This is a genomic window from Kitasatospora sp. NPDC018619 (assembly GCF_044391605.1).
Taxonomy (GTDB): Bacteria; Actinomycetota; Actinomycetes; order Streptomycetales; family Streptomycetaceae; genus Kitasatospora.
Map to the genome: position 1 here is coordinate 17924 of NZ_JBISAI010000023.1, position 21787 is coordinate 39710.

The following is a 21787-nucleotide window of genomic DNA, read 5'->3' on the forward strand; positions in this document are numbered from 1 at the left end:
TTCCTTCCCCGGCGGCGGCGCCGTCGGGGCCGTGACCGATCCGCTCGGGGCTTTGGCCAAGAGCTGTGCGCAGGCCGCCGCGTGGGTGGTGCGGAAGTTGTCGGGGGCGATCGACGGGACGACGGCGGTGGACTTCACCAACGCGTCGTTCCTGCAGCAGTACGCCGTGGTGTTCGCGGTGTCGACGGTGATCACGCTGGTGCTGTGGCTGCTGGCGGTGGCGAAGCGGGCGGTGCGGGGGGCGCCGTTGGCGACGGCGTTCTCGGAGGCGATCGGCTTCCTGTGGCTGACGGTGGTGGCGTCCGCGTTCACGCCGTTGATCCTGTACACCGTGGTGAGCGTGACGGACGGGCTGACCAAGGCGATAGCGGTCGGGACGAAGACGGACACCGGGTCGTACCTGGGCGGGTTCGCCGACACGTTGGAGAAGGGTGACGTGGGCGGCGGTCCGCTGATCCTGGTGATCGTGTCGCTGGTCGCGGTGCTGGCGGCGGCGGTGCTCTGGATCGAGCTGCTGATCCGGGCGGCGATGCTGTACGTGGGCGCGCTGCTGGGGACGGCGGTGTACGCGGGGCTGGTGGACCGGCAGCTGTGGAAGCACGTGCGGCGCTGGGCGGGGGTGATGCTGGCGGTGGACCTGGCGAAGCCGATCATCGTGGTCATCCTGGGCCTGGCGGGGGCGGTGGCGACCGGCTCGGGGGCGGACGACGACTTCGCGCGGGTGCTGTCCGGGCTGGCGATCCTGTTCCTGTCGATCTTCGCGAGCGCCGCGGTGTACCGCTTCGTGCCGGGCTTCGGCGACGAGCTGCTGAACATGCGCGGGGCCCGGGCCAACGCCGTGCAGGCCGGTTCGGCGATGATCAACGGCACCGCGAACCTGATGAAGCAGGGCATCACCACCCACGGCGACCGCGGTCCGCAGGCGGCCGGCACGGGTGGCGGCGGGGGTGCCGGCGGCGGCTCGGTCGCGCCGGGGATCGCCGCCCACGCCGGCCGGACGCCGGCACCGCCGCAGCAGGGCGGGCCGAAGTCGGGCCCGGTCCCGATCCGCGACAGCAATCCAGCGAAGGGAGGGTGACGGGTAAGTGAGCAGTGAACCGCTCGGCCAGTACGGCGCCCAGTACGCCCAGCCGTACGTGCACCAGCGCCGCACCTACCTGATCGGCAAGGCCCGCCCGAACGCGCCGATCGGCCGGAACCGGGAGTCCGGCGAGATCATGCTGATCATCTTCGGGGCCTTCCTCGGCATGCTCTGGGGCCTGCTGATGCCGGTCCTGCCGCTGCGGATCGGCGGCCTGGTCGGCCTGCCGGCGCTCGCCATCGCGGCGGTGTACGTGCCGTACCGCAAGCGGACGTTCTACAAGTGGGCGGAGATCAACCGCACCTACCGCCGGACGGTCCGCAGCGGGCGGGCGGTGTGGCGCTCGGACGTGATGGACGCGGGCACCCGGCTGGACGGCCGGGAGGTGGAGGTCGGCCCGCCGCCCGGGGTGGGGCGGCTGCGCTGGCTGACGGCGCCGTTCGGGCCGGACGAGGTCGGGGTGCTGATGCACCTGGAGCGGCGCACGGTGACGGCCGCGATCGAGATCGAGGGCCCGGGCGTCGGCCTGCGCGACTCGGAGGACCAGGAGGCCCTGGTCGACCGCTTCGGGACGCTGCTGAAGCACGTGGCCAACGGGGACGGCTTCGTGACCCGGCTGCAGATCCTGGCCCGGACCCTGCCGGCCGACCCGGACGCGCACGCCAAGGACGTCGAGCGGCGCGGTGACCCGTCGTCGCCGCGCTGGCTGCAGGAGTCGTACGACCAGCTCCAGTCGATGGTGTCGACCTCCTCGGAGCAGCACCGGGCGTACCTGGTGGCCTGCATGCACTACACCCGGGACCTGGCCGCCGAGGCGCACGCGATGGGCCGCACGGCCACCGGGCGGCGGGCGCGGGACGACGAGGGGCTGGCGGCCGTGATGGCGCGCGAGCTGACCGACATCTGCGCCCGGCTGGCCGAGGCGGACATCCGGGTGCGCCAGCCGCTGGGCCAGGCCCGGCTGTCGTCGCTGCTGCACTCGATGTACGACCCGGACCACCCGATCGACCACATCCAGGCGATGTCCCGGCGCAACGCCTGGCCGGCCGAGCTGGACGCGACGCACCCGCAGTACCTCCAGGCGAAGACGCGGGAGTCGGCGACCAGGGAGCCCTGGTGCCACGCCACCGCGTGGATCAAGGAGTGGCCGCTCACCCCGGTGGGCGTCAACTTCCTGGCGCCGCTGCTGGTGCACACCCCGGACGTGATCCGGACGGTCGCGGTGACGATGGACCTGGAGCCCACGGACGTCGCGATCGAGCGGATGCTGACCGAGAAGACCAACGACGAGGCCGAGGCCAGCCGCGCGGCCAAGATGAACCGCACCGTCGACCCGCGCGACCTGGCCCACACCGGCCGGGTGGACCAGCGCGGTGACGACCTGGCCTCCGGAGCGGCCGGGGTCAACCTGGTCGGCTACATCACGGTCTCCTCGCGCAACCCCGACGCGCTGGCCCGCGACAAGCGGACCATCCGCGCCTCGGCCGGCAAGAGCTACCTCAAGCTGGAGTGGTGCGACCGCGAGCACCACCGGGCCTTCGTCAACACCCTCCCGTTCGCCACCGGCATCCGCCGCTGAGCGGCCCGCACGACCCCGCGCGGCCACGTACGACCCCCGCACCACCCGCACCACCCGCGCCACCCGCACGTCCACCGCTGACCCGTCAGGAGGCCGCCCATGGCCCTCGGCAACCTCACCGAGGCGTTCACCAGCCTGATGTTCGGCAAGGTGGAGACCACCCGCCTGCCGGTGCGCACCTCCACCGGCCAGGCGCAGGCCGTCTACCTGCCCACCGCCGCGCCCGGGCTCGGCGACTCCGGCGTGATCATCGGCCGCGAGGTGTACAGCGGCAAGGGGTACGTCTACGACCCCTTCCAGCTGTACGGGCAGCAGCTGCCCGCCCCGCACTGGCTGGTGCTCGGCGAGTCGGGCAACGGCAAGTCGGCGCTGGAGAAGACCTACGTGCTGCGGCAGTTGAGGTTCCGCGACCGCCAGGTCGTGGTGCTGGACGCGCAGGGCGAGGACGGCGTCGGCGAGTGGAACCTGATCGCCGACGCGCTGGGCATAAAGCCGGTCCGGCTGGACCCGATGGCGGCCCGGGACGGCGGGGTGAAGCTCAACCCGCTGGACCCGGCGATCACCCAGACCGGCCAGCTGTCGCTGCTGCGCACCATCGTCGAGGTGGCGATGGGACGCGCGCTGGAGGAGCGGGCCGGCTTCGCGCTGAAGGCCGCGCACGCGCACGTGGTGGCGTCGGTCACGGACCGCCAGCCGGTGCTGAACGACATCATCGACACCCTGCGCAGCCCCGAGCTGTCCTCGGTGGAGTCGCTGGGCGTGGCGGTGGACGAGGTGCAGTCCTGGGGCCTGGACGTGGCGCTGGTGCTGGACCGGCTGGTCGACGGCGACCTGCGCGGCATGTTCGACGGGTCGACCACCGACGGGATCGACCTGGACGCGCCGCTGATCGTCTTCGACCTCTCGCACATCGACCGCAACTCGATCGCGATGCCGATCCTGATGGCGATCGTCGGGGTGTGGCTGGAGCACACCTGGATCCGGCCGGACCGGAAGAAGCGCATCTTCCTGGTCGAGGAGGCCTGGCACATCATCAACAGCCCGTTCGTGGCGCAGCTGTTCCAGCGGCTGCTGAAGTTCGGACGCCGGCTCGGCCTGTCCTTCGTCGCGGTGGTGCACCACCTGTCGGACGTGGTGGACGGCGCGGCCGCCAAGGAGGCCTCGGCGATCCTGAAGATGGCCTCCACCCGGACGATCTACATGCAGAAGGCCGAGGAGGCGAGAGCCACCGGCCGGGTGCTCGGCCTGCCGCGCTGGGCGGTGGAGATCATCCCCACCCTGTCGCCGGGCATCGCGGTCTGGGACGTCAACGGCAACGTCCAGGTGGTCAAGCACATCATCACCGAGGCGGAGCGTCCGCTGGTCTACACCGACCGCGCGATGACCGAGGACGCGGTGGCCGAACGGGTGCGGGCGGAGCGGCAGTTGGCGGCCGAGCCGGGCGTCTGAGGCGGCCGCCCTCCGCAGGGTCCGCACCCGGCGGACGGTGACGGTTCGTTCGGAGGTAATCCTCTCGTTACGTTCGACGTCCTGACAGCTACGCGCGTTGACCCTAGGCTTCGCAGTCGCAGCACATGTCACACGCCCGAACGCCGCCGCTGTCCGCAGCCGGTGCTCCTTCCAAGGTGCAGGGGAACCCTTCATGCTCACCGTCAGATCCCGACGGACGGCGCTCGCCGTCGTCGCCGCCGCAGGTCTGTTCGGCACGGTGGCCGTGCCGACGGCCGCCCAGGCCGCCGACGCCAACGCCAAGCGCCACAGGACCGTCAACCTCCAGCTGCTGGCGATCAACGACTTCCACGGCAACCTGGAGCCCCCGGCCGGCTCGGCCGGCACGATCAAGGAGATCGACCCGGCCACCGGCAAGGAGGTCGCCACCCCGGCGGGCGGCATCGAGTACCTGGCCACCGAGCTGCGCAAGGCGCGGATCCCGGCGGACGACTCGATCACCGTCGCCGCCGGCGACATCATCGGTGCCAGCCCGCTGACCTCGGCGCTCTTCCACGACGAGCCGACCATCGAGGCGATGGACAAGCTCGGCCTGGACGTCACCTCGGTGGGCAACCACGAGTTCGACGAGGGCGCGCAGGAGCTGCGGCGCATGCAGGACGGCGGCTGCCACCCGACCGACGGCTGCTACGAGCCCGGCCGCACCTTCAAGGGCGCCAACTTCAACTTCCTGTCGGCCAACGTCACCGACGAGAAGACCGGCAAGCCGCTGCTGGCCCCGTACTGGGTCACCAAGTCCCAGGGCGTGAAGGTCGGCTTCATCGGCGTCACCCTGGAGGGCACGCCGAACATCGTGACCGCCGAGGGCGTCAAGGGCCTGAAGTTCGCCAACGAGGTCACCACGATCAACCGGTACGCCGCGGAGCTGAAGGCCAAGGGCGTCAACTCGATCGTCGCGCTGATCCACGAGGGCGGCTACCCGGCCAGCAGCGTCTACAACTACGACTGCGGCGCGGCCGGCCAGGGCATCTCCGGCCCGATCGTCGACATCGCCAGGAAGCTCGACCCGGCGGTCGGCGCCATCGTCACCGGCCACACCCACAACGCGTACGCCTGCAGCATCCCCGACCCCGACGGCGTCCCGCGCTCGGTGACCAGTGCCGCCTCCTTCGGCCGGCTCTTCACCGAGATCGACATGAAGCTGGACAGGACCACCGGTGCGATCGTGCGCCCCTCGGTCAAGGCCGAGAACCACGTGGTGCGCCGCACGGTCGAGAAGGCGCCCGACCTGACGGCGCTGGTCGACCACTACTCCAAGCTGGCCGCCCCGATCGCCAACCGGCCGATCGGCTACATCGCCTCGGACATCAACGGCCGCGGCAACGGCGACCTGGAGAAGCCGCTCGGTGACGTGATCGCCGACGCCCAGCTCGCCGGCCTGGCCCCGGCCGACAAGGGCGGCGCGCAGGTCGCCTTCATGAACCCCGGCGGCATCCGCTCCGACCTGGTCTACAAGGCCTCGGGCGGCGAGGGCGACGGCGTGGTGACCTACGGCGAGGCCTTCACCGTCCAGCCGTTCACCAACATGATGCAGGTCAAGACGCTGACCGGGGCCCAGCTGATCCAGCTGCTCCAGCAGCAGGTGAGCGGCTCCAACGCGGCCGCGCCGAAGATCCTCCAGGTGTCCTCGAACCTGCACTACACCCTGGACATGCGCAAGACCGGTGCGGACCGGGTGGTCGTGGACTCGGTGCGGCTGAACGGCGCCCCGGTCGACCCGGCCGCCGGCTACCGGGTCGCGGCCAACGAGTTCCTGGCCGGCGGCGGCGACGGCTTCCCGGCCTTCGCGGCCGGCACCGACAAGCTGGTCGGCGCCTCGGACCTGGACGTCTTCACGGCCTACCTGAGCAGCCACAGCTCGGCGGCCCAGCCGCTCCGGGCCCCGGCGCAGGACCGGATCAAGGTCATCGGCCCGGGCAGCGACATCGACTGACCGTGAGCCGGCCCCGGTGAGGGGCGGGTGGGGCGCTGTCGGGGCGCCCCGCCCGCCCCTCCCGTCATTCCGGGGCGGGGCCGCCGGGCAGCCGAACGGTGGCCAGCGCGCCCGGACCGCCGTCGGCGGCCGGGCCGAGGGTGACCTCGCCGCCCGCCTCCCGGACGCTCTGCGCGACGATCGACAGGCCGAGCCCGGAGCCGGGCAGCTGGCGCGAGGAGGGCGAGCGCCAGAACCGGTCGAAGACGTACCGGAGCTCGTCCGGCGGGATGCCGGGGCCGTGGTCGCGGACGGTCAGCACGCCCCCGTGCAGCCGGACGTCGATGGTGCCGCCGGGCGGGCTGTACTTGACCGCGTTGTCCAGCAGGTTGATCACCGCCCGCTCCAGCCCGGCCGCGTCGCCGTGCACGTACCAGGGCTCGGTGTCGGTCTCGAAGACCAGCCCGGGGCCGCGCAGCTCGGCCCGCTCGACGGCCCGGGCGGCGATCTCGTGCAGGGCGACCACGGTGGGGGCCGGTCCGCTCTTCGGGGTGTCCGGGCGGGAGAGCTGGAGCAGGTCGCCGATCAGCACGGTGAGCTCCTGCATCTGCGCCTTCATGTTGCCGAGCAGCTTGGTCCTGGTGGCGGCGGGCAGCGGGCGGCCGGTGTCGTCGCTGCGGATCAGCAGGTCGACGTTGGTGCGCAGGGAGGTCAGGGGGGTCCGCAGCTCGTGCCCGGCGTCGGCGATCAGCCGGGTCTGCCGTTCGCGGGAGTTGGCGAGGGCGGTGCTCATGGAGTTGAACGAGGTGGAGAGCCGGGCGATCTCGTCGTGCCCGTGGACGGGGATGGTGGTGCCGACCTCCTCCGTGCGGGCGATGTGCTCGACGGCGTCGGTGAGCTGGTCGACGGGCCTGAGGGAGGAGCGGGCGACCAGGCGGCCGGCCACCGCGGCGAGCAGGATGCCGCCGGCCGAGACCGAGCCGAGGAGGATCGCGAGGCCTTGGAGGGCGTCCTTGACGGGCTGGGTCGAGGTGGCCACCATCAGCAGCGCCGGGCGCGCCCCGACGCGGGTCAGCGAGATCCGGACGACCGCCGGAGTGCCGTCGGTGAAGCGGCCGTCGCGGATGATCGAATCGCCGTTCTTGAGCTTGAAGCCGGCCGCGTCGCCGGGCTGGAGCACGATCGCCTTGGTGGCGTTCGGCGGCAGGCAGACGCCGGTCGGGTTGGCGACCACGTACTGGGTGTCCCGGGCCACCGCGCCACCGTTCTCCTGGCCGGCGCTGGTCGGCTGCTCCGCCAGGGCCTGCTCCGGGGTCGGGTAGCAGAGGAGGGCGGGGACCCGGGGCGGCGGCGGCAGTGTCGCGTTGGCCAGGTCGGTCCGCACCTGCCCGTAGAGCTGCTTCTCCACGATGAACCAGCACGCCAGCGCCGACAGCGCGATGGCCACCGCCACCGCGGCCGCGCTCAGGAAGGTGAGGCGGCCGCGCAGGGACCGCGAGCGGTACCAGTGGACGAGGCCCTGCCGGCGGCCGGGCGTGCGGGGCCGGGTTTGGGGTGGGGCCAGGGGCGGGGGCGGAACGTTGTTCACGCGTTCGTGCCGGCGGCCGGGCGCAGCGCGTAGCCGACGCCGCGCACGGTCTGGATCAGCCGCGGCATGCCGCCCTGCTCGGTCTTGCGGCGCAGGTACATCACGTACACGTCCAGGGAGTTGGAGGAGGGCTCGAAGTCGAAGCCCCAGACCGCCTTGAGGATCTGTTCGCGGGTGAGGACCTGGCGGGGGTGGGCGAGGAACATCTCCAGCAGCATGAACTCGGTGCGGGTGAGCTCGATCGGCTTGCCGGCCCGGGTGACCTCGCGGGTGGCGGTGTTCATCCGCAGGTCGGCGAAGGCGAGCACCTCGCTCTCGTCCTCGACGGCGGCGCGGGCGGCGGCCTCGGCGGCGAGGGCGTTGCGGCGCAGCAGGGCGCGGACGCGGGCGAGCAGTTCGTCGAGCTCGAAGGGCTTGGCGAGGTAGTCGTCGGCGCCGACGTCGAGGCCGGTGACCCGGTCGCCGACGGCGTCGCGGGCGGTCAGCATCAGCACCGGGACGGTGTCGCCGCGCGAGCGCATCCGGCGGACGGCGGTGAGGCCGTCCATCCGGGGCATCATGATGTCCAGCAGGACGAGGTCGGGCCGGTCGCGTTCGACGGACTCCAGGGCTTCGTAGCCGTCGGTGGCGGTGGCGACCTCGTACCCCTCGAAGGCCAGGCTGCTCTCCAGGGCGTCCCGGAGGGCGGGTTCGTCGTCGACCACGAGGAGCCGGGCACAGGGCTGGCCGGCCTCGGCGCTGGTGCGGTCGTCGGCGGACGGGGTCATGGGCGGGTGCCCTTTCTCGTTGGGTTCTCGTCGGCCGGAGGGCCTGCTGGGTGCAATTGTCCGTCTCAGCGGGTGCGGGTCACAGGCTCTGGCCCGCTTCGAGCTTCGGCAGGACCTGCTTGATGTCGTTGATCGGGATGGCGAAGCCGAGGCCGACGCTGCCGGCCGACTTGCCGGAGGCGGCGGAGCCGTCGGGCGAGTACATCGCCGAGTTGACGGCGATGACCTGGCCGCCGGCGTTGATCAGCGGGCCGCCGGAGTTGCCGGGGTTGAGCGCGGCGTCGGTCTGGAAGGCCTTGTAGGTGGTGGTGCTGCCGCCGGTGGACTGCGGGGCGGTGCCGCGCAGGCCGGGCAGGAAGGGGAGGCCGAAGCCGCCGTTGCCGCTGGTGCTGCCCTCGTCGAGCCGGACGGTGACGTCGCGGTTCTCGGCGCTGATGATGCCGGAGGTGACGGTGCCGGTGAGGCCGTCGGGGTTGCCGATGGCGACGACCGGGTCGCCGACGGCCACGGTGGAGGAGTCGCCGAGGACGGCGGGGGTGAGGTTCCTGGCGCCGGTGGCGGTGACCACGGCGACGTCGAGGGCCTTGTCGGTGCCGGTGACGGTGGCCTGGGCGGTGGAGCCGTCCTTGAAAGTGACGGTGGTCCGGCCGCCGACCGCGCCGTCGACGACGTGGTAGTTGGTGAGGATCTGCCCGTCGGCGTTCAGGACGACGCCGGTGCCGGTGGAGGTGCCGCTGCCGGTCTGGACGGTGATCTGGACGGTGCTGGGCGAGACGGCGGCGGCGACGGCGGCCACGTCGGCGCTGCCGTCGGAGCGGGCGGAGACCGGGCTGGCGACGGTGCCGACGCGGTTGCCGCCGCTCTGGTGGCCGGCGGCGACCAGTGCGCCGGTGACCCCGCCGAGGGCGGCGGCGACCGCGGCGACGGCGGTGACCAGGACGAGCCGGCCGCGCAGCAGTCCGCGCCGGGCGCGGCCGCCGTGGTGGCCGGGGCCCTCGGGGGAGCCCGGGCCGAGGAGGGTGGGCGGCTCGGGCGGGATCGGCGGGGGCGGCGGCGGTCCGTCGAAGCCGCCGTCGGAGTGGACCTCGCGGTGGGGGTGTCCGGGCCCGTAGCCGTACGGGTCGGTGGCGCCGGTGACGCTCGGGCCGTTGCCGAGCACGGTGCCCTCGATCACCCGGGGCTGCCGGGGCTCGTACGGGTCGTACTGCTCGCTGGGGTGCTGCCGCTGTTCGCTCATGCCGACCAAGCTCGGGCCGGTGCATGAGGAGTGCATGAGAACCGGCTCAGAACGGGGAGAGAAGCCCGTTGGGTTCTCATAAAGCCTGGTCAGGCCGCCCAGCGAGCGGAGTCGGCTACTCCGCTACGGGCCGGGCGGGGGCGGCGGCGCCGCAGCCGCAGGAACGGCGGATGACCAGCCGGGACGGGAAGGTGCGGACCCGTTCGGTGTCGGAGCCGGGCACCATCAGGGAGTCGTCCAGGACCAGGTCCACGGCGGCCCGGGCCATCGCGTCGCGGTCGGAGGCGACGGTGGTCAGCGGCGGGTCGGCGAGCGCGGCCTCCGGCACATCGTCGAAGCCGGCCACCGCGAGGTCCTCCGGGACCCGCAGGCCGACCTCCCGGGCGGCCCGCAGCACGCCGATCGCCTGGTCGTCGGTGGAGCAGAAGATCGCCCGGGGCCGGTCCGGCGAGCGGAGCAGGCCGAGTGCGACGTCGTAGGCGCCGTAGCGGTGGAAGGGCGCGTCGACCAGGTGCGGCTCGGTGGGGATGCCGTGCGCGTCCATGGCGCGCTGCCAGCCCTCGACGTGGTCGATGACCGGGTCGCCGGGGGCGGGGGACTCCACCGGGCCGCCGAAGCAGGCCACGTACGGGTGCCCGTGCACCTCCAGCAGGTGGCGCACGACCGCCTCGGCGCCCGCGACGTCGTCGGTGACCACCGCGACGTCGTCGATCGCCTCGGGCCGGCGGTGCAGCAGCACGACCTTGGCGCCCTCCATCGCGGCGAACTCCTCGGCGGCGCGCTGCGAGGGGCCCTGGCTGACCAGGATCAGGCCGGAGACGCGCATGCCGAGGAAGGCGCGGACGTAGTGCACCTCGCGGTCGTCCGCGTAGTCGGAGTTGCCGATCAGCACGAGCTTGCCGCGCTCGGAGGCGGCCCGTTCCACGGCGTGCGCCATCTCGGCGAAGAAGGGCTGGCGGGCGTCCGGGACGACCATGCCGATGAGGTTGGTGCGGCGGGAGGCCATCGCCTGGGCGACGCTGTTCGGCCGGTAGCCGAGCTGCTCGATCGCCGCGAGGACCTTCTCCCTGGTGGCGGGCGCGACCGGCCGCGGCCCGTTGTTGATGACGTAGCTGACGACCGCGGTCGAGGTACCAGCCAGTCGGGCTACATCGTCGCGCGTCACTTTGGCCACGGGGGGGAGTCTACGCGTGTGGCCTCCGGGGTGGCAGTGGGACCGGGGCGCCGTTCGGACGGCCGGCGGGCGGCTCCGGGAGGAACCGGACAAGCCGGGCGGGGGACGGCCCGCCCGGCTCGCGGAAGGTGGGCGGTCAGGCCTCCAGCGGGGCGGCGGGGCGCGGGGCGAGCTCCGGCCGTTCGCCCTTCTCGGGCTTCTCCGGGACGACGAAGCGGTAGCCGACGTTGCGCACGGTGCCGATCAGCTGCTCGTGCTCCACGCCGAGCTTGGCGCGCAGCCGCCGGACGTGGACGTCCACCGTCCGGGTGCCGCCGAAGTAGTCGTAGCCCCAGACCTCCTGGAGCAGCTGTGCCCGGGTGAAGACCCGGCCGGGGTGCTGCGCGAGGTACTTGAGCAGCTCGAACTCCTTGAAGGTGAGGTCGAGCGCCCGGCCCTTGAGCTTGGCGGAGTAGGTCGCCTCGTCGACCGAGAGGTCGCCGTTGCGGATCTCCATCGGGCTGTCGTCGGTGACGACCTGGAGGCGGCCGAGCGCGAGCCGCAGCCGGGCCTCGACCTCGGCCGGCCCCGCGGTGTCCAGCAGGACGTCGTCGACGCCCCACTCGGCGGTGACGGCGGCCAGGCCGCCCTCGGTGACCACCAGGATCAGCGGGCAGCCGATGCCGGTGGAGCGCAGCAGCTGGCAGAGGCTGCGGATCTGCGGCAGGTCGCGCCGCCCGTCGACCAGGATGACGTCCGCACTGGGGGTGTCCACCAGGGCCGCGCCCTCGGCGGGGGCGACCCGGACGTTGTGCAGCAGCAGGCCGAGGGCGGGCAGTACCTCGGCGGAGGGCTGCAGCGCGTTGGTGAGGAGGAGGAGAGAACTCATACCCGGTGGTCCCCTTTCCGGGTCGTCGCGGTCGCATGACGGCTGCCGCCACAGCCGGATGGCGCACGTGCTGGAGGGGAGGGGAGGACGACGGCAGGCCGCTTCGGGCCGGGGCGGCGGACGGCGTGCAGGGCGCGGCGGCGGGTCCGCCGGGGGGCCCGCGACCCCTGGCGCACCGTTTCTGCCCTGTTCCTCACCGCGAGCCCTCCGGTCTGGTCCGGTGCCGGGTGGCGGCCCGGTGCCGGGTGGCGATGCCCCGGCCGGCGCGGGCACGTCGTCGTGCCGTGTCGGGCCGGGGCGGTTCCCGCGGCGCGCCGGGGGTGGGCCGACGAATCGCAAGAACGTCCGTACTGTCGTCCTGGAAGCACAAAAGGATCCGGGGGCGACTCTGCCCGGATCCCTCTTGGTGGTCGAGGATAGCCGACGGCCCCGGCCGCCGGGAGGGCCCGAATCCGGCGGTTCGCCCAAAACGGGCGTGCGCCGGGTGAGGCTGGACACAGCTTCGAGCGCCGGTCCGGCGCCCCCTGACGGGTGGCCGGGCGCGTGCGCCCCACCCGTCCGGCCAGGGCGGTTGCCGCTCGTGGCAGCGGACACGCCATCATGGGACGCGCATCGCAGGCGCTGTTCGGGTCCACCGTTCGGGTGGTCGGCCGCCGTCGGGTGCCGAGCCGGACCGGGACACCGGGGCCGGGCGAGGACGACGAGAAGGGGTGGCCCGATGGGTGCGACCACCGAGCCCGCGAGCGGCGCCCGGGTGCGCGGGACGATCCGCTACTGGGCGGCGGCGAAGTCCGAGGCCGGGCTGGCCGAGGAGCCGTACGAGGCGGCGACCCTGGCGGAGGCGCTGGCGGCGGCCAGGGAGCGGCACGCCGACCGGCCGGCGTTCGTCCGGCTGCTCGGGCACTGCTCGTACCTGGTCGACGGGGCCCAGGTGGGCGGCCGCGACCACGCGACCGTCGCCCTGACCGAGGGCGGGACGGTGGAGGTCCTCCCGCCGTTCGCGGGAGGCTGAGCGGCGTGACGGACATGAACAACCCGAACCATCCGAACCATCCGAACCACGGCGGCCACGGCGGCTGGCCGCAGCAGCCCCGTCAGGGGCAGCAGCCGTACCCGCCCCAGGCGCAGCAGCAGCCGTACCCGCAGCAGCACCCGTACCCGCCGCAGCAGCCCGGCCACCAGCCGCCGTACGGCTACCCGGTGGACGACGCGGCGGCGACCGCGGTGCTGCCGCCGGTGCCCGCGTTCGACGACGCGCCTGCGACCGCCCTGCTGCCGCCGGTGCCGGCGGTGGACGACGCCGAGGCGACGGCCCTGCTGCCGCCGGTGGTGGTGTCCGGCCCGTTGGCGGGCCCGCCGCCGGTTCCGCAGCCGGCCCCGGCCCCGCAGCTCCAGGAGCAGCTCCAGCAGGCGCGGCAGCGGCGGCGGCGGTCGGAGCAGCCGGTCGAGCATCAGCAGCAGCCGGTTCAGCACCAGCAGCAACAGCAACAACAGCAACAGCACCCGCAGCAGCAGCCGCAGCGGCCGGTGCAGGCCCAGCCGGACCCGACGATCCAGCTCCAGCTCCGCCAGCCGGCCCGGCCGCGGGCCCGGCACGCCGCCCCGGCGCCGCAGCCCGCCCCCGCGCCGCAGGCGGCGGAGGGCTTCGACCCGCCCACCATGACGCTCAAGCGCCCGGTCGCCCCGGGCGCCCCGGACCCGCTGGGCACCCTTGCCGCACCGCCGTACGGTGCCGGTCCCGGTGCCGGTGCGGTGGCCGCCCCGGCGCAGCCCGCGCCGCCGGCCGGCCCGCGCGGGCGGACCGGCTCGCCGATCATCGACCCCGGCCTGCAGCCGGCCCTGGTCACCGCCGGTGCGGCCGCGCTGCTGGCCGGCGGCGCCGCGCTCGGGCAGGTCGCGCTGGCCCTGGTGGTCGCGCTGCTCCAGCTGATGACGGCGGCCGGCTGGTTCCGGCTGAACGGCATGTGGCCGGCCCGGCAGGGCATCCTGCTCGCCGCGCTGGCCGGGTTCACGGCGGACGCGGCGGTGCTGCTGGCCGACGCCGACGGCGGCGTGGCGGCCGTGGTGGGCACCCTGGGCGGGTTCTTCCTGCTCGTCCTGGTGCTGCAGACGTTCCGCCCCTCGGACCCGAAGGAGCGGTTCTACGCGCTGACGGTGCTCGGCTCGGCCACCGTGGTGACGGTGCTGTGCACCGCGCTGCTGCTGGCCGACTGGGTGCCGGCCGCGGTGGGGGCGGTGGCGCTGGCCACCCTGCTGGCGGCCGCGCCGCTGCCCGGCCCGAAGCAGCTGGGCCCGGTGCTGGGCCTGGCCGCGGCGGTGGCGCTGGGCCTGCTGGTCGGGGCCCCGGTGGCGCTGGGCGCGCTGGCCGGGCTGGGCGCGCTGGTCGGCCGCAGGGTCGCGGCGTACGACTTCCCGTCCCGCTTCGTGCACATGACGGCGGGCGTGGCCCTGCCGCTGGCGGTGGCCGCGCCGCTGGTCTGGATCGCCACCGACCTGCTGGCCTGACCCGCCGGCCGGCCCGGTCCGGCCGGGGCCGGGTCCCCGTCCCGGAACCATGTTCCGGGGCGGGACGTCGTACGGTCGGACGGGGGCGGACGTCTCCGGTGTCCGCGGCGCGACGGTGCACGGCCCACGGGAACGACCACAGAAGACGAACGACGACCACGGCGAGCGGCGACGACGGGGGACACGATGCGCGGATGGCTGAAGGCCACGATCGGCTTGGCGGTGCTCTCCGGCCTCCTGCTGGGGGCGGACCGGATCGCGGTGGGGGTGGCCGAGGACGAGGCCGCCGACCGGATCGTGAAGAGCGGCCGGATGAGCCAGCGCCCGGACGTCTCGATCGAGGGCTTCCCGTTCCTCACCCAGGTGCTGTCGATGAAGCTGGACGAGGTCCGGATCTCCGCCGACGGCCTGACCGTCGGCGAGGGCGGCCACCAGGTGGCGCTGCGGTCGTTCACGGCGCGGCTGTCCGGCGTCAAGGTCAGCGACAGCATGAACAGCGCCACGGTGGACAGCGGCTCCGGCACCGGGGTGATCTCCTACCAGGACCTCGCCCAGCTGCTGCCGCCCGCCTCCCAGCTGCTGAAGGGGGCCAAGCTGCCGGTGGGCAGCGGCTCCCGGCTGAGCCTGTCCTACGCGGGCCCGGGCAAGGTCAAGGCCTCGCTGGGGCCGGTCGCGATCGGCGAGGGCACCGTGCACAACAAGGGCAACACCGTCACGGTGGACGGCTTCCGGCTGACCTCGCTGGCGGGGCTGGTGGCCGGCGCCGCCAACCAGCAGCTGGAGCCGCTGAGCTTCACCCTGGACTCGCTGCCGGCCGGGCTGAAACTGGCCGACAGGGAGGACGGCACCGGCGGGGTGGCGCCGCTGCCGGAGGGCCTTCAGCTGACCTTCGACGGCAAGGGCGTCAAGCTCCTGGGCTGAGCCCCGGCCCTGCCGAATCGTTCCGCTCCGCGAGACGCGCTGTCCAGCGCGGACCGCGGAGCGGTGTCGTCCGGGCCCCGGTCGGCCCTCCCGGGCACCCCCGGCCGGGCACCGACGGGGCGGTTCCCGGAGAAATCCCGCGATGCGGTCGTTCTGGTCCCACCATTCGATACGCTGGTGACAGCGGGCCTCGGGTGTCCCTAGCATCGTCGGCATGAAGCGACAGACGGACCTCACGAAGCGGCGGGCGGTAGACCTGTGCCGCGTGGCCGCCTGTCTGTGTCGAATGCGCTGATTCGGCGCCCCCGGCCGGGCAGTTGACGCCCGCCGCCGATCTTTCCGGCGATCCTGCCCGGCTCCGCGAGCGGGTGGTCGCCGAGGTACTCCGCAGCATCCGCCCGGTCGCACCGGTCCGCCTCCCGTCCCGGTATTCGGACGCCTGTGTGGACAACCCCGTCCGGCGCCCTGCAGCACCCTCCTGAGCAGCACTTCCGCACAACCGCCCTCGGATGGAGACACCACCATGAGCCGCAGCGACGTCCTGGTCGACGCCGACTGGGTCCAGGCCCACCTGGACGACCCGAAGGTCGTCATCGTCGAGGTCGACGAGGACACCTCCGCGTACGACAAGAACCACATCCGCAACGCCGTCCGGATCGACTGGAAGCAGGACCTCCAGGACCCGGTCCGCCGCGACTTCATCGACCAGGCCGGCTTCGAGGCGCTGCTCAGCGCCAAGGGCATCGCCAACGACGACACCGTCGTCCTGTACGGCGGCAACAACAACTGGTTCGCCTCGTACGCCTACTGGTACTTCAAGCTGTACGGCCACGGTGACGTCCGCCTGCTGGACGGCGGCCGCAAGAAGTGGGAGCTGGACTCCCGCGACCTGGTCGCCGAGGTGCCGGCCCGCCCGGCCACCCGGTACACGGCGCAGCCCGCCGACTCCTCGATCCGTGCCTTCCGCGACGACGTGATCGCCGCCATCGGCACCCTGAACCTGGTCGACGTCCGCTCGCCCGACGAGTTCTCCGGCAAGCTGCTGGCCCCGGCCCACCTCCCGCAGGAGCAGTCGCAGCGCCCCGGCCACGTGCCGAGCGCCCGCAACATCCCGTGGGCCAAGAACGCCAACGACGACGGCACCTTCAAGAGCGACGACGAGCTCAAGGCGCTGTACGAGGCCGAGGGCATCGACCTGGCGAAGGACACCATCGCCTACTGCCGCATCGGCGAGCGCTCCGCGCTCACCTGGTTCGTGCTGCACGAGCTGCTCGGCCAGGAGAACGTCAAGAACTACGACGGCTCGTGGACCGAGTACGGCAGCCTCGTCGGCGTGCCGATCGAGCTCGGCAGCAACTGAGCCCCGGCTCGACCCGTAAGTCAGAAGGGAAGACAGACATGTGCGGTGCGAAGGCCGGCGGCCCGGACCTGGCAGGAGTTGACGTGGCGAACGAGACGATCATCCAGGGTTCGGTGACCCGCGACGGTGAGCCGGTCAACGGCTACGTCCGGCTGCTGGACGAGGGCGGTGAGTTCACGGCCGAGGTGCCCACCTCGGCGACCGGCCAGTTCCGGTTCTTCGCCCGCCCGGGCAGGTGGACCCTGCGCGCGCTGGTCCCGGGCCAGACCGTGGACCGTCAGGTGGTGGCCTCCCAGGGCACCCCCGTCGACGTCGCGATCGCGGTCTGACCGGAGCCGGAACGGGACCGGAACACCCCGAGGGCCCCTGCGGAGCAGGGGCCCTCGGCCGTACCGTGGAGGGGTGCAGGCAAGGCGGCGGCGTCGCTACTACTTCGCCATGATGGGCGTGTGCCTGGGCCTGTTCGTCATGGCCTGGGGAGTCGTGCGGTTCTTCTCGGTCGGCGCGGCGATCGGCATGTGCGTGGTCGCGATGGTCATCCCGCCCGCCGCCGCGGTGTTCGCCAACAAGCGCGACCCGGAGGACGACTGGTGGGACGACCCGCGCTGGGACGACCCGAAGTGGGACGAGCCCGGCCACGACCGGGACCGCCCCGACCACGAGGAGCACCCGTAGACCCCGGCGGCGTCAGTAGACGAGCGCCTGGACGCCGTCCGCCATGATCTCGCTGACGAAGACCTGGGCGCCCGCGATCCGGACGCCCTCGACGGTGTCCTTCTGCTCGATCCCGCGCCGGGCCGCGCACTGGGTGCACAGCGTCACCGAGCCGGCCGCCAGGACGGACTCCAGCAGGTCCGGCAGCGGCGCCGCGTGCGGCAGCTCGAACTCCGCCGCGCGGTCCGGCAGCGCGAACCAGGAGGACTCCCCGGTCAGCCAGAGCGAGACCTCGATCCCGCTGGCGACGGCCACCGCCGCCACCGTGAACGCCTGCGAGCACCGCTCCGGCGCGTCCGCCCCTGCGGTGACCTTGATGACCAGTTTCTTCGGCATGGCGCCACCTTAGAGGTGCCGGAGCCCGCGCCGTCCGGCATCCCCGGAACCCTTGGGCAAAGCTTGGGAAGCCGCGGGGGCGCGGCGCGGACGGCGACGTGGTGGGGCTCACCGCGACCCGCCGGAGGCCGGCGGATAGAGTGAGCGGAGCAAAATCCACCACACTGTCGCCGCCTGGGAGCCCCCCGTGTCCGGTCTGGAAATCTTCTTCGACGGTCTGCTGGCCCTCATGGCCGTGCTGATCACCTGGTTCGCCATCTTCTCGGTGATGAAGCTCTACCAGGGCCAGCGCTGAGCCTGCCGTACGGTTGAGGCAGTCCCACACCGACGAGAACAGCGACCAGGAACATGATCGAGATCCCCTCTGACCTCCACAGGGACGTCGTCCCGCTCGCCTTCCTCCTCGGCACCTGGGAGGGCGCGGGCGTCTTCGACTTCCCCGGCGCGGAGAAGTGCAACTTCGGCCAGGAGATCGTGATCCGCCACGACGGCCGCCCCTTCCTGGAGTTCCGCTCCCGCACCTGGGTGCTGGACAACGAGGGCGAGAAGGTCCGCCCGCTGGAGAACGAGCACGCCTTCTGGCGCATCACCAGCAACCACGAGGGCACCAGCGGCGCCCGGGGGATCGAGATCTCCTCCGTCCGCGACGACGGCACGGTCGAGATCTGGTACGGCGAGCTGGCCGACGGCAAGCCGCAGGTCGACGTCTCGACCGACGCGGTCGCCCGGATCGAGGGCTCGCCGGAGTACTCGGGCGGCAAGCGGCTGTACGGCTTCGTCAACGGCGAGCTGCTCTGGGTCGGTGAGAAGGCCGCCCCGAACGTGCCGCTGCGCCCGTACATGTCCGCCCAGCTGAGGAAGGTGCTCAGCCCGGCCCAGCTGGTCAAGGACATCAACGACCTGCCGGACGACGGCATCGCCTTCTTCAAGTAGGCGGGTCGGGCGGGCGTCGGGCGACCGGCACCCGCGCGCACGAGGTAGGGACCGGCCCCGGGCCGGTCCCTACACTGGCATCAGGACCCCCGACCAATGGCAGGGACAGTAGCGTGGCGGACACCGGCACCACCGACTGGCAGCTCTCCGGCGACTGGAAGACGGACCTGCGCGAACGCGGCTACCGGCTCACCCCGCAGCGGCAGCTGGTGCTGGAGGCCGTCGACGAGCTCGACCACGCCACCCCCGACGACATCCTCTGCCACGTCCGCCGCACGGCCAGCGGCGTCAACATCTCCACCGTCTACCGGACCCTGGAGCTGCTGGAGGAGCTGGGCCTGGTCTCGCACGCCCACCTCGGCCACGGCGCCCCCACCTACCACCTGGCCGGGCGCCACCACCACCTGCACCTGGTCTGCCGGGACTGCGAGCAGGTCACCGAGACCGGCACCGAGATCGCCCAGCCGCTGATCGACAGCCTGCGCGAGCGGCACGGCTTCGACACCGACCTCAAGCACTTCGCCATCTTCGGCCGCTGCGCCGACTGCACCGCCAAGCTCGCCGGGGAGCAGCCGTAAGCTGGCCGGTATGACCGGTGTGAAGAGCCCGCTGCTTTCCCTGCCCGGAGCCGTCCCCGCCGAGGGGCCCGACGAGGGTGTCGCCGCCCACTACGGCGACATCTTCCGCGAGCAACGCAACCTGTCGCAGGGCGCCGGCTTCGTCGACCTCTCGCACCGCGGTGTGATCACCGTGACCGGCCGGGACCGCCTCGCCTGGCTGCACCTGCTGCTCACCCAGCACGTCAGCGAGCTGCCGCCGCAGCAGGCCGCCGAGGCGCTGGTGCTCTCCCCGAACGGGCACGTCGAGCACGCCCTCTACCTGGTCGACGACGGCACCACCACCTGGGCGCACGTCGAGCCCGGCACCCGGGAGGCGCTGGTGGCCTACCTGGAGAGCATGCGGTTCTTCTACCGGGTGGAGGTCGCCGACGCGACCGCCGAGTACGCCGTGGTCCACCTGCCGGCCGGCTCCACCGCCTCCGTCGAGGGCGCCGCCGCCGTCCGCGAACTCCCGTACGGGCGCGACCTGTTCGTGCCGCGCGGCGAGCTGGAGCGGCTCACCGCCGGGTACGGGCCGGCGGCCGGCGTCTGGGCGTACGAGGCGCTGCGGATCGAGGGCCACCGGCCCCGGCTGGGCTTCGAGACCGACCACCGGACCATCCCGCACGAGGTGGACTGGCTGCGCACCGCCGTCCACCTCCAGAAGGGCTGCTACCGCGGCCAGGAGACCGTCGCCCGGGTGCACAACCTGGGCCGCCCGCCGCGCCGGCTGGTCTTCCTGCACCTGGACGGCACCGAGGAGACGCTGCCGCCGCACGGTGCCGAGGTGCGGCTGGCCACCGACCCGGACGGGCGGGCGCTGGGCTTCGTGACCTCCTCGGCGCGCCACCACGAGCTGGGGCCGATCGCGCTGGCGATCGTCAAGCGGAACGTCCCGGTGGACGCCGTGCTGCTGGCCGGCACGGTGCCGGGCACCCAGGACGTGATCGTCCCGCAGTAGGGGGCGGGGCCGCTCAGACCTCGACGAGGACGGTGAACGGGCCGTCGTTCACCAGCGCCACCCGCATGTCGGCGCCGAACCGGCCCGTCTCCACCTTGGCGCCCAGCGCGCGCAGCCGGGCCACCACCTCGTCGACCAGCGGCTCGGCGACCGGGCCGGGGGCGGCGGCGTTCCAGGTGGGGCGGCGGCCCTTGCGGGCGTCGCCGTAGAGCGTGAACTGGCTGATCACCAGCAGCGGGGCGCCGAGGTCCGAGCAGCTCTGCTCGACGCCCTCGTCGTTCGCGGGCAGCAGCCGCAGCGTCCAGAGCTTGCGGGCCAGGCGGTCGGCCTCGGCGGGGCCGTCGTCGTGGGTGACGCCGACCAGGACGCAGAGCCCGGGCCCCTCGATCGCGCCGACGGTCTCACCGGCCACGGTCACCCGGGCCTCGGTCACTCGCTGCACCACTGCTCGCATGCCGCCATTGTGCCGGAGCGCCGTGGAGGCTCCCAGGCCCTGGGGACGTTCCGCGGACTTCCCGCGCACGGCGCGCCCGCGCGTCCGCTGCCCGCGCGCGCCCGCGGGCCGGCCGCGCCCCCGGCCCCGCGCCGCGGCCCTGCCCCGCTGTTTGGCCGCAGCCCCGCCCCCGGCTCCCGCCCCGCCCGCCCCGGCGGACTCCCGAGGGCGCACCCCAGGGGCGCGCGAAGGGGATTCGCACGCCCCGGGGTGCGCGCCTGCGCTGGATCGGGCGCCGTTCTTCCTGGGAAAAGGGCCGGTCATATCAGCCACCCCCGTTCGCCAGGGGGCCGTTCGGGTGCACGGGCGGTGCGCGTGCGCCGGGTGGGGTGGCACGCTGGTGGACCGTACGAGGGTCCGGGGCGCCAGGAGGTCCGCCGCGCCGGGCCCGGGTTCGACCGGGCGGTCGAGCCGGTAGGTCAGGCGTCTGGCGGTGCCGCCCCGGTGGGCGGTCGCGGCCGGGGACCGGAGCCTCCCGGGTTCCCGGGCGGGCCGGTGGACGGGACGCGCGGCCCGTCGGGGGACGGGCCGGGACCGGCGGCAGGGACGGGGTGCCGCGAGCGGGCGGGATCGGACGACGTCAGGTGGTTGGGTGATGGACGCGAGCAGCGTGGCGCGGGACCGGTCCGGGCCGGTGGCGCGGGCTCCGGAGGGCCCGCACGGGCCGGCGGCGGGCGAGCCGGGCGAGCCGGGCGAGCCGGACCTGGAACGGCTGGGCCTGGAGCAGCTGCGGGTGCTGCGCCGGGAGACGATGGAGCAGGAGGCCGACCTGTCCTACCTGCGGCGGCTGCTGCACGGCCGGATGGACATCCTGCGCGCCGAACTCGACCGGCGCCCCGGCGGCGGCCCGGTGCGCCCGTCCGGCCCGGATCCGGACCAGGCGCCCGGCGACCTGCTGGACCGGCTGCCGGCCATCCTGACCGACGCGCCCTCCACCGTCCGGCGCTCGGCCCGGCACGTCACCCTCGGCCCGCCGCGCACCCGGGAGTCCCGGCTGGAGGCGGACGCGCTGATGGGCGACGTCCAGCTCGCCGACCTCGCGGCGCACCCGGCCGAGGAGCTGCTGGCCGCCCTGGAGCGGCTGCGCGCGTACGAGCGCGAGGTGTCCGGACGGCGCCAGCGGCTGCTGCGCACGGCGGACGGTTGCAATGCCGAGATCACCCGCAGGTACCGTGATGGGGAAGCACGGGTCGACGACCTGCTCGCAGGTGGGCCGCTCTGACCGGGTGAGTCGCCGCGGGCGGTGGGCC

Annotated in this window: 22 protein-coding genes; 15 read left to right on the forward strand and 7 right to left on the reverse strand. The window is 73.6% G+C overall.

Annotated elements, in window-relative coordinates; genetic code table 11:
- Window positions 1-31: 31 nt before the first annotated feature.
- The 4 genes from ACH5AR_RS28785 (at window position 32) to ACH5AR_RS28800 (ending at window position 6102) form a co-directional block, all read left to right on the forward strand.
- A complete protein-coding gene (locus tag ACH5AR_RS28785; protein ID WP_396304445.1) occupies window positions 32-1078 on the forward strand; it encodes a hypothetical protein in 1047 nt (348 codons plus the stop codon).
- Window positions 1079-1085: 7 nt separating this feature from the next.
- The gene (locus ACH5AR_RS28790) at window positions 1086-2660 is read left to right on the forward strand and encodes an SCO6880 family protein (RefSeq protein ID WP_396304446.1); all 1575 of its coding nucleotides are present in this window, start codon (window positions 1086-1088) and stop codon (window positions 2658-2660) included.
- Window positions 2661-2759: 99 nt separating this feature from the next.
- Window positions 2760-4109 carry an ATP-binding protein gene (locus ACH5AR_RS28795; RefSeq protein WP_396304447.1) on the forward strand — a complete coding sequence of 450 codons (1350 nt, stop codon included), beginning with the start codon at window positions 2760-2762 and terminating at the stop codon, window positions 4107-4109.
- Window positions 4110-4302: 193 nt separating this feature from the next.
- Window positions 4303-6102 carry a bifunctional metallophosphatase/5'-nucleotidase gene (locus ACH5AR_RS28800; protein ID WP_396304448.1) on the forward strand — a complete coding sequence of 600 codons (1800 nt, stop codon included), beginning with the start codon at window positions 4303-4305 and terminating at the stop codon, window positions 6100-6102.
- A 64-nt stretch (window positions 6103-6166) separates the two neighbouring features.
- On the opposite strand, the gene ACH5AR_RS28805 is transcribed toward ACH5AR_RS28800, so the two are convergent.
- The 5 genes from ACH5AR_RS28805 to ACH5AR_RS28825 form a co-directional block, all read right to left on the reverse strand.
- The gene (locus ACH5AR_RS28805; RefSeq protein WP_396304449.1) at window positions 6167-7669 is read right to left on the reverse strand and encodes an ATP-binding protein; all 1503 of its coding nucleotides are present in this window, start codon (window positions 7667-7669) and stop codon (window positions 6167-6169) included.
- Window positions 7666-8436: a response regulator transcription factor gene (locus tag ACH5AR_RS28810; protein ID WP_396304450.1), complete on the reverse strand. Its 771-nt coding sequence runs from the start codon at window positions 8434-8436 to the stop codon at window positions 7666-7668. Before ACH5AR_RS28810 ends, ACH5AR_RS28805 begins: the two co-directional genes overlap by 4 nt.
- Before the next feature lie 79 nt (window positions 8437-8515).
- Window positions 8516-9673, reverse strand: a complete 1158-nt coding sequence (locus ACH5AR_RS28815; RefSeq protein ID WP_396304451.1) for a S1C family serine protease — start codon at window positions 9671-9673, stop codon at window positions 8516-8518.
- 115 nt (window positions 9674-9788) lie between these two features.
- Entirely contained in the window at window positions 9789-10847 is a 1059-nt protein-coding gene (locus tag ACH5AR_RS28820; protein WP_396304452.1) for a LacI family DNA-binding transcriptional regulator, read from the reverse strand.
- Between the two features lie 136 nt (window positions 10848-10983).
- A complete protein-coding gene (locus tag ACH5AR_RS28825) occupies window positions 10984-11715 on the reverse strand; it encodes a response regulator transcription factor (protein WP_396304453.1) in 732 nt (243 codons plus the stop codon).
- A gap of 718 nt (window positions 11716-12433) precedes the next feature.
- On the opposite strand from ACH5AR_RS28825, the gene ACH5AR_RS28830 reads away from it, so the two are divergent.
- From ACH5AR_RS28830 to ACH5AR_RS28860, 7 genes are all read left to right on the forward strand, one after another.
- Entirely contained in the window at window positions 12434-12727 is a 294-nt protein-coding gene (locus ACH5AR_RS28830; protein WP_396304454.1) for a MoaD/ThiS family protein, read from the forward strand.
- A gap of 5 nt (window positions 12728-12732) precedes the next feature.
- The gene (locus ACH5AR_RS28835) at window positions 12733-14220 is read left to right on the forward strand and encodes a hypothetical protein (protein ID WP_396304455.1); all 1488 of its coding nucleotides are present in this window, start codon (window positions 12733-12735) and stop codon (window positions 14218-14220) included.
- Window positions 14221-14406: 186 nt separating this feature from the next.
- Entirely contained in the window at window positions 14407-15141 is a 735-nt protein-coding gene (locus ACH5AR_RS28840) for a DUF2993 domain-containing protein (RefSeq protein WP_396304456.1), read from the forward strand.
- Window positions 15142-15355: 214 nt separating this feature from the next.
- Window positions 15356-15436 (forward strand): Ms5788A family Cys-rich leader peptide, encoded by an 81-nt coding sequence (locus ACH5AR_RS28845; RefSeq protein WP_350517234.1) that lies wholly within the window; start codon window positions 15356-15358, stop codon window positions 15434-15436.
- A gap of 228 nt (window positions 15437-15664) precedes the next feature.
- Window positions 15665-16501, forward strand: a complete 837-nt coding sequence (locus ACH5AR_RS28850; RefSeq protein ID WP_396304457.1) for a sulfurtransferase — start codon at window positions 15665-15667, stop codon at window positions 16499-16501.
- A gap of 38 nt (window positions 16502-16539) precedes the next feature.
- A complete protein-coding gene (locus ACH5AR_RS28855; RefSeq protein WP_396304458.1) occupies window positions 16540-16830 on the forward strand; it encodes a DUF1416 domain-containing protein in 291 nt (96 codons plus the stop codon).
- A gap of 73 nt (window positions 16831-16903) precedes the next feature.
- Window positions 16904-17176: a DUF3099 domain-containing protein gene (locus ACH5AR_RS28860; protein ID WP_396304459.1), complete on the forward strand. Its 273-nt coding sequence runs from the start codon at window positions 16904-16906 to the stop codon at window positions 17174-17176.
- A gap of 12 nt (window positions 17177-17188) precedes the next feature.
- Here ACH5AR_RS28860 and ACH5AR_RS28865 read toward each other — a convergent pair whose 3' ends face one another.
- Window positions 17189-17551, reverse strand: coding sequence for a DsrE family protein (locus ACH5AR_RS28865; RefSeq protein WP_396304460.1), 363 nt, complete (start codon window positions 17549-17551; stop codon window positions 17189-17191).
- A gap of 348 nt (window positions 17552-17899) precedes the next feature.
- Here ACH5AR_RS28865 and ACH5AR_RS28870 point away from each other — a divergent pair, with 348 nt between their 5' ends.
- From ACH5AR_RS28870 to ACH5AR_RS28880, 3 genes are all read left to right on the forward strand, one after another.
- The gene (locus tag ACH5AR_RS28870) at window positions 17900-18484 is read left to right on the forward strand and encodes an FABP family protein (protein ID WP_396304461.1); all 585 of its coding nucleotides are present in this window, start codon (window positions 17900-17902) and stop codon (window positions 18482-18484) included.
- 113 nt (window positions 18485-18597) lie between these two features.
- Window positions 18598-19062 carry a Fur family transcriptional regulator gene (locus ACH5AR_RS28875; RefSeq protein ID WP_396304462.1) on the forward strand — a complete coding sequence of 155 codons (465 nt, stop codon included), beginning with the start codon at window positions 18598-18600 and terminating at the stop codon, window positions 19060-19062.
- Window positions 19063-19081: 19 nt separating this feature from the next.
- Window positions 19082-20044, forward strand: coding sequence for a YgfZ/GcvT domain-containing protein (locus ACH5AR_RS28880; RefSeq protein WP_396304532.1), 963 nt, complete (start codon window positions 19082-19084; stop codon window positions 20042-20044).
- Window positions 20045-20057: 13 nt separating this feature from the next.
- Here the strand turns inward: ACH5AR_RS28880 and dtd are convergent, their stop codons facing one another.
- A complete protein-coding gene (gene dtd / locus ACH5AR_RS28885) occupies window positions 20058-20498 on the reverse strand; it encodes a D-aminoacyl-tRNA deacylase (protein ID WP_396304463.1) in 441 nt (146 codons plus the stop codon).
- Window positions 20499-21132: 634 nt separating this feature from the next.
- Between dtd and ACH5AR_RS28890 the strand changes: the two genes are divergently transcribed.
- Complete coding sequence (locus ACH5AR_RS28890) at window positions 21133-21759, forward strand: ABC transporter substrate-binding protein (RefSeq protein WP_396304464.1); 627 nt, start codon at window positions 21133-21135, stop codon at window positions 21757-21759.
- Window positions 21760-21787: the final 28 nt, after the last annotated feature.

Bases quoted from the DNA above. Each gene is read 5' to 3' on its own strand.
- ACH5AR_RS28795 (WP_396304447.1), top strand. From the start codon at position 2,760: ATGGCCCTCGGCAACCTCACCGAGGCGTTCACCAGCCTGATGTTCGGC.
- ACH5AR_RS28800 (WP_396304448.1), top strand. From the start codon at position 4,303: ATGCTCACCGTCAGATCCCGACGGACGGCGCTCGCCGTCGTCGCCGCC.
- ACH5AR_RS28810 (WP_396304450.1), bottom strand. From the start codon at position 8,436: ATGACCCCGTCCGCCGACGACCGCACCAGCGCCGAGGCCGGCCAGCCC.
- ACH5AR_RS28815 (WP_396304451.1), bottom strand. From the start codon at position 9,673: ATGAGCGAACAGCGGCAGCACCCCAGCGAGCAGTACGACCCGTACGAG.
- ACH5AR_RS28825 (WP_396304453.1), bottom strand. From the start codon at position 11,715: ATGAGTTCTCTCCTCCTCCTCACCAACGCGCTGCAGCCCTCCGCCGAG.
- ACH5AR_RS28830 (WP_396304454.1), top strand. From the start codon at position 12,434: ATGGGTGCGACCACCGAGCCCGCGAGCGGCGCCCGGGTGCGCGGGACG.
- ACH5AR_RS28840 (WP_396304456.1), top strand. From the start codon at position 14,407: ATGCGCGGATGGCTGAAGGCCACGATCGGCTTGGCGGTGCTCTCCGGC.
- ACH5AR_RS28845 (WP_350517234.1), top strand. From the start codon at position 15,356: ATGAAGCGACAGACGGACCTCACGAAGCGGCGGGCGGTAGACCTGTGC.
- ACH5AR_RS28850 (WP_396304457.1), top strand. From the start codon at position 15,665: ATGAGCCGCAGCGACGTCCTGGTCGACGCCGACTGGGTCCAGGCCCAC.
- ACH5AR_RS28855 (WP_396304458.1), top strand. From the start codon at position 16,540: ATGTGCGGTGCGAAGGCCGGCGGCCCGGACCTGGCAGGAGTTGACGTG.
- ACH5AR_RS28865 (WP_396304460.1), bottom strand. From the start codon at position 17,551: ATGCCGAAGAAACTGGTCATCAAGGTCACCGCAGGGGCGGACGCGCCG.
- ACH5AR_RS28870 (WP_396304461.1), top strand. From the start codon at position 17,900: ATGATCGAGATCCCCTCTGACCTCCACAGGGACGTCGTCCCGCTCGCC.
- dtd (WP_396304463.1), bottom strand. From the start codon at position 20,498: ATGCGAGCAGTGGTGCAGCGAGTGACCGAGGCCCGGGTGACCGTGGCC.
- ACH5AR_RS28890 (WP_396304464.1), top strand. From the start codon at position 21,133: ATGGACGCGAGCAGCGTGGCGCGGGACCGGTCCGGGCCGGTGGCGCGG.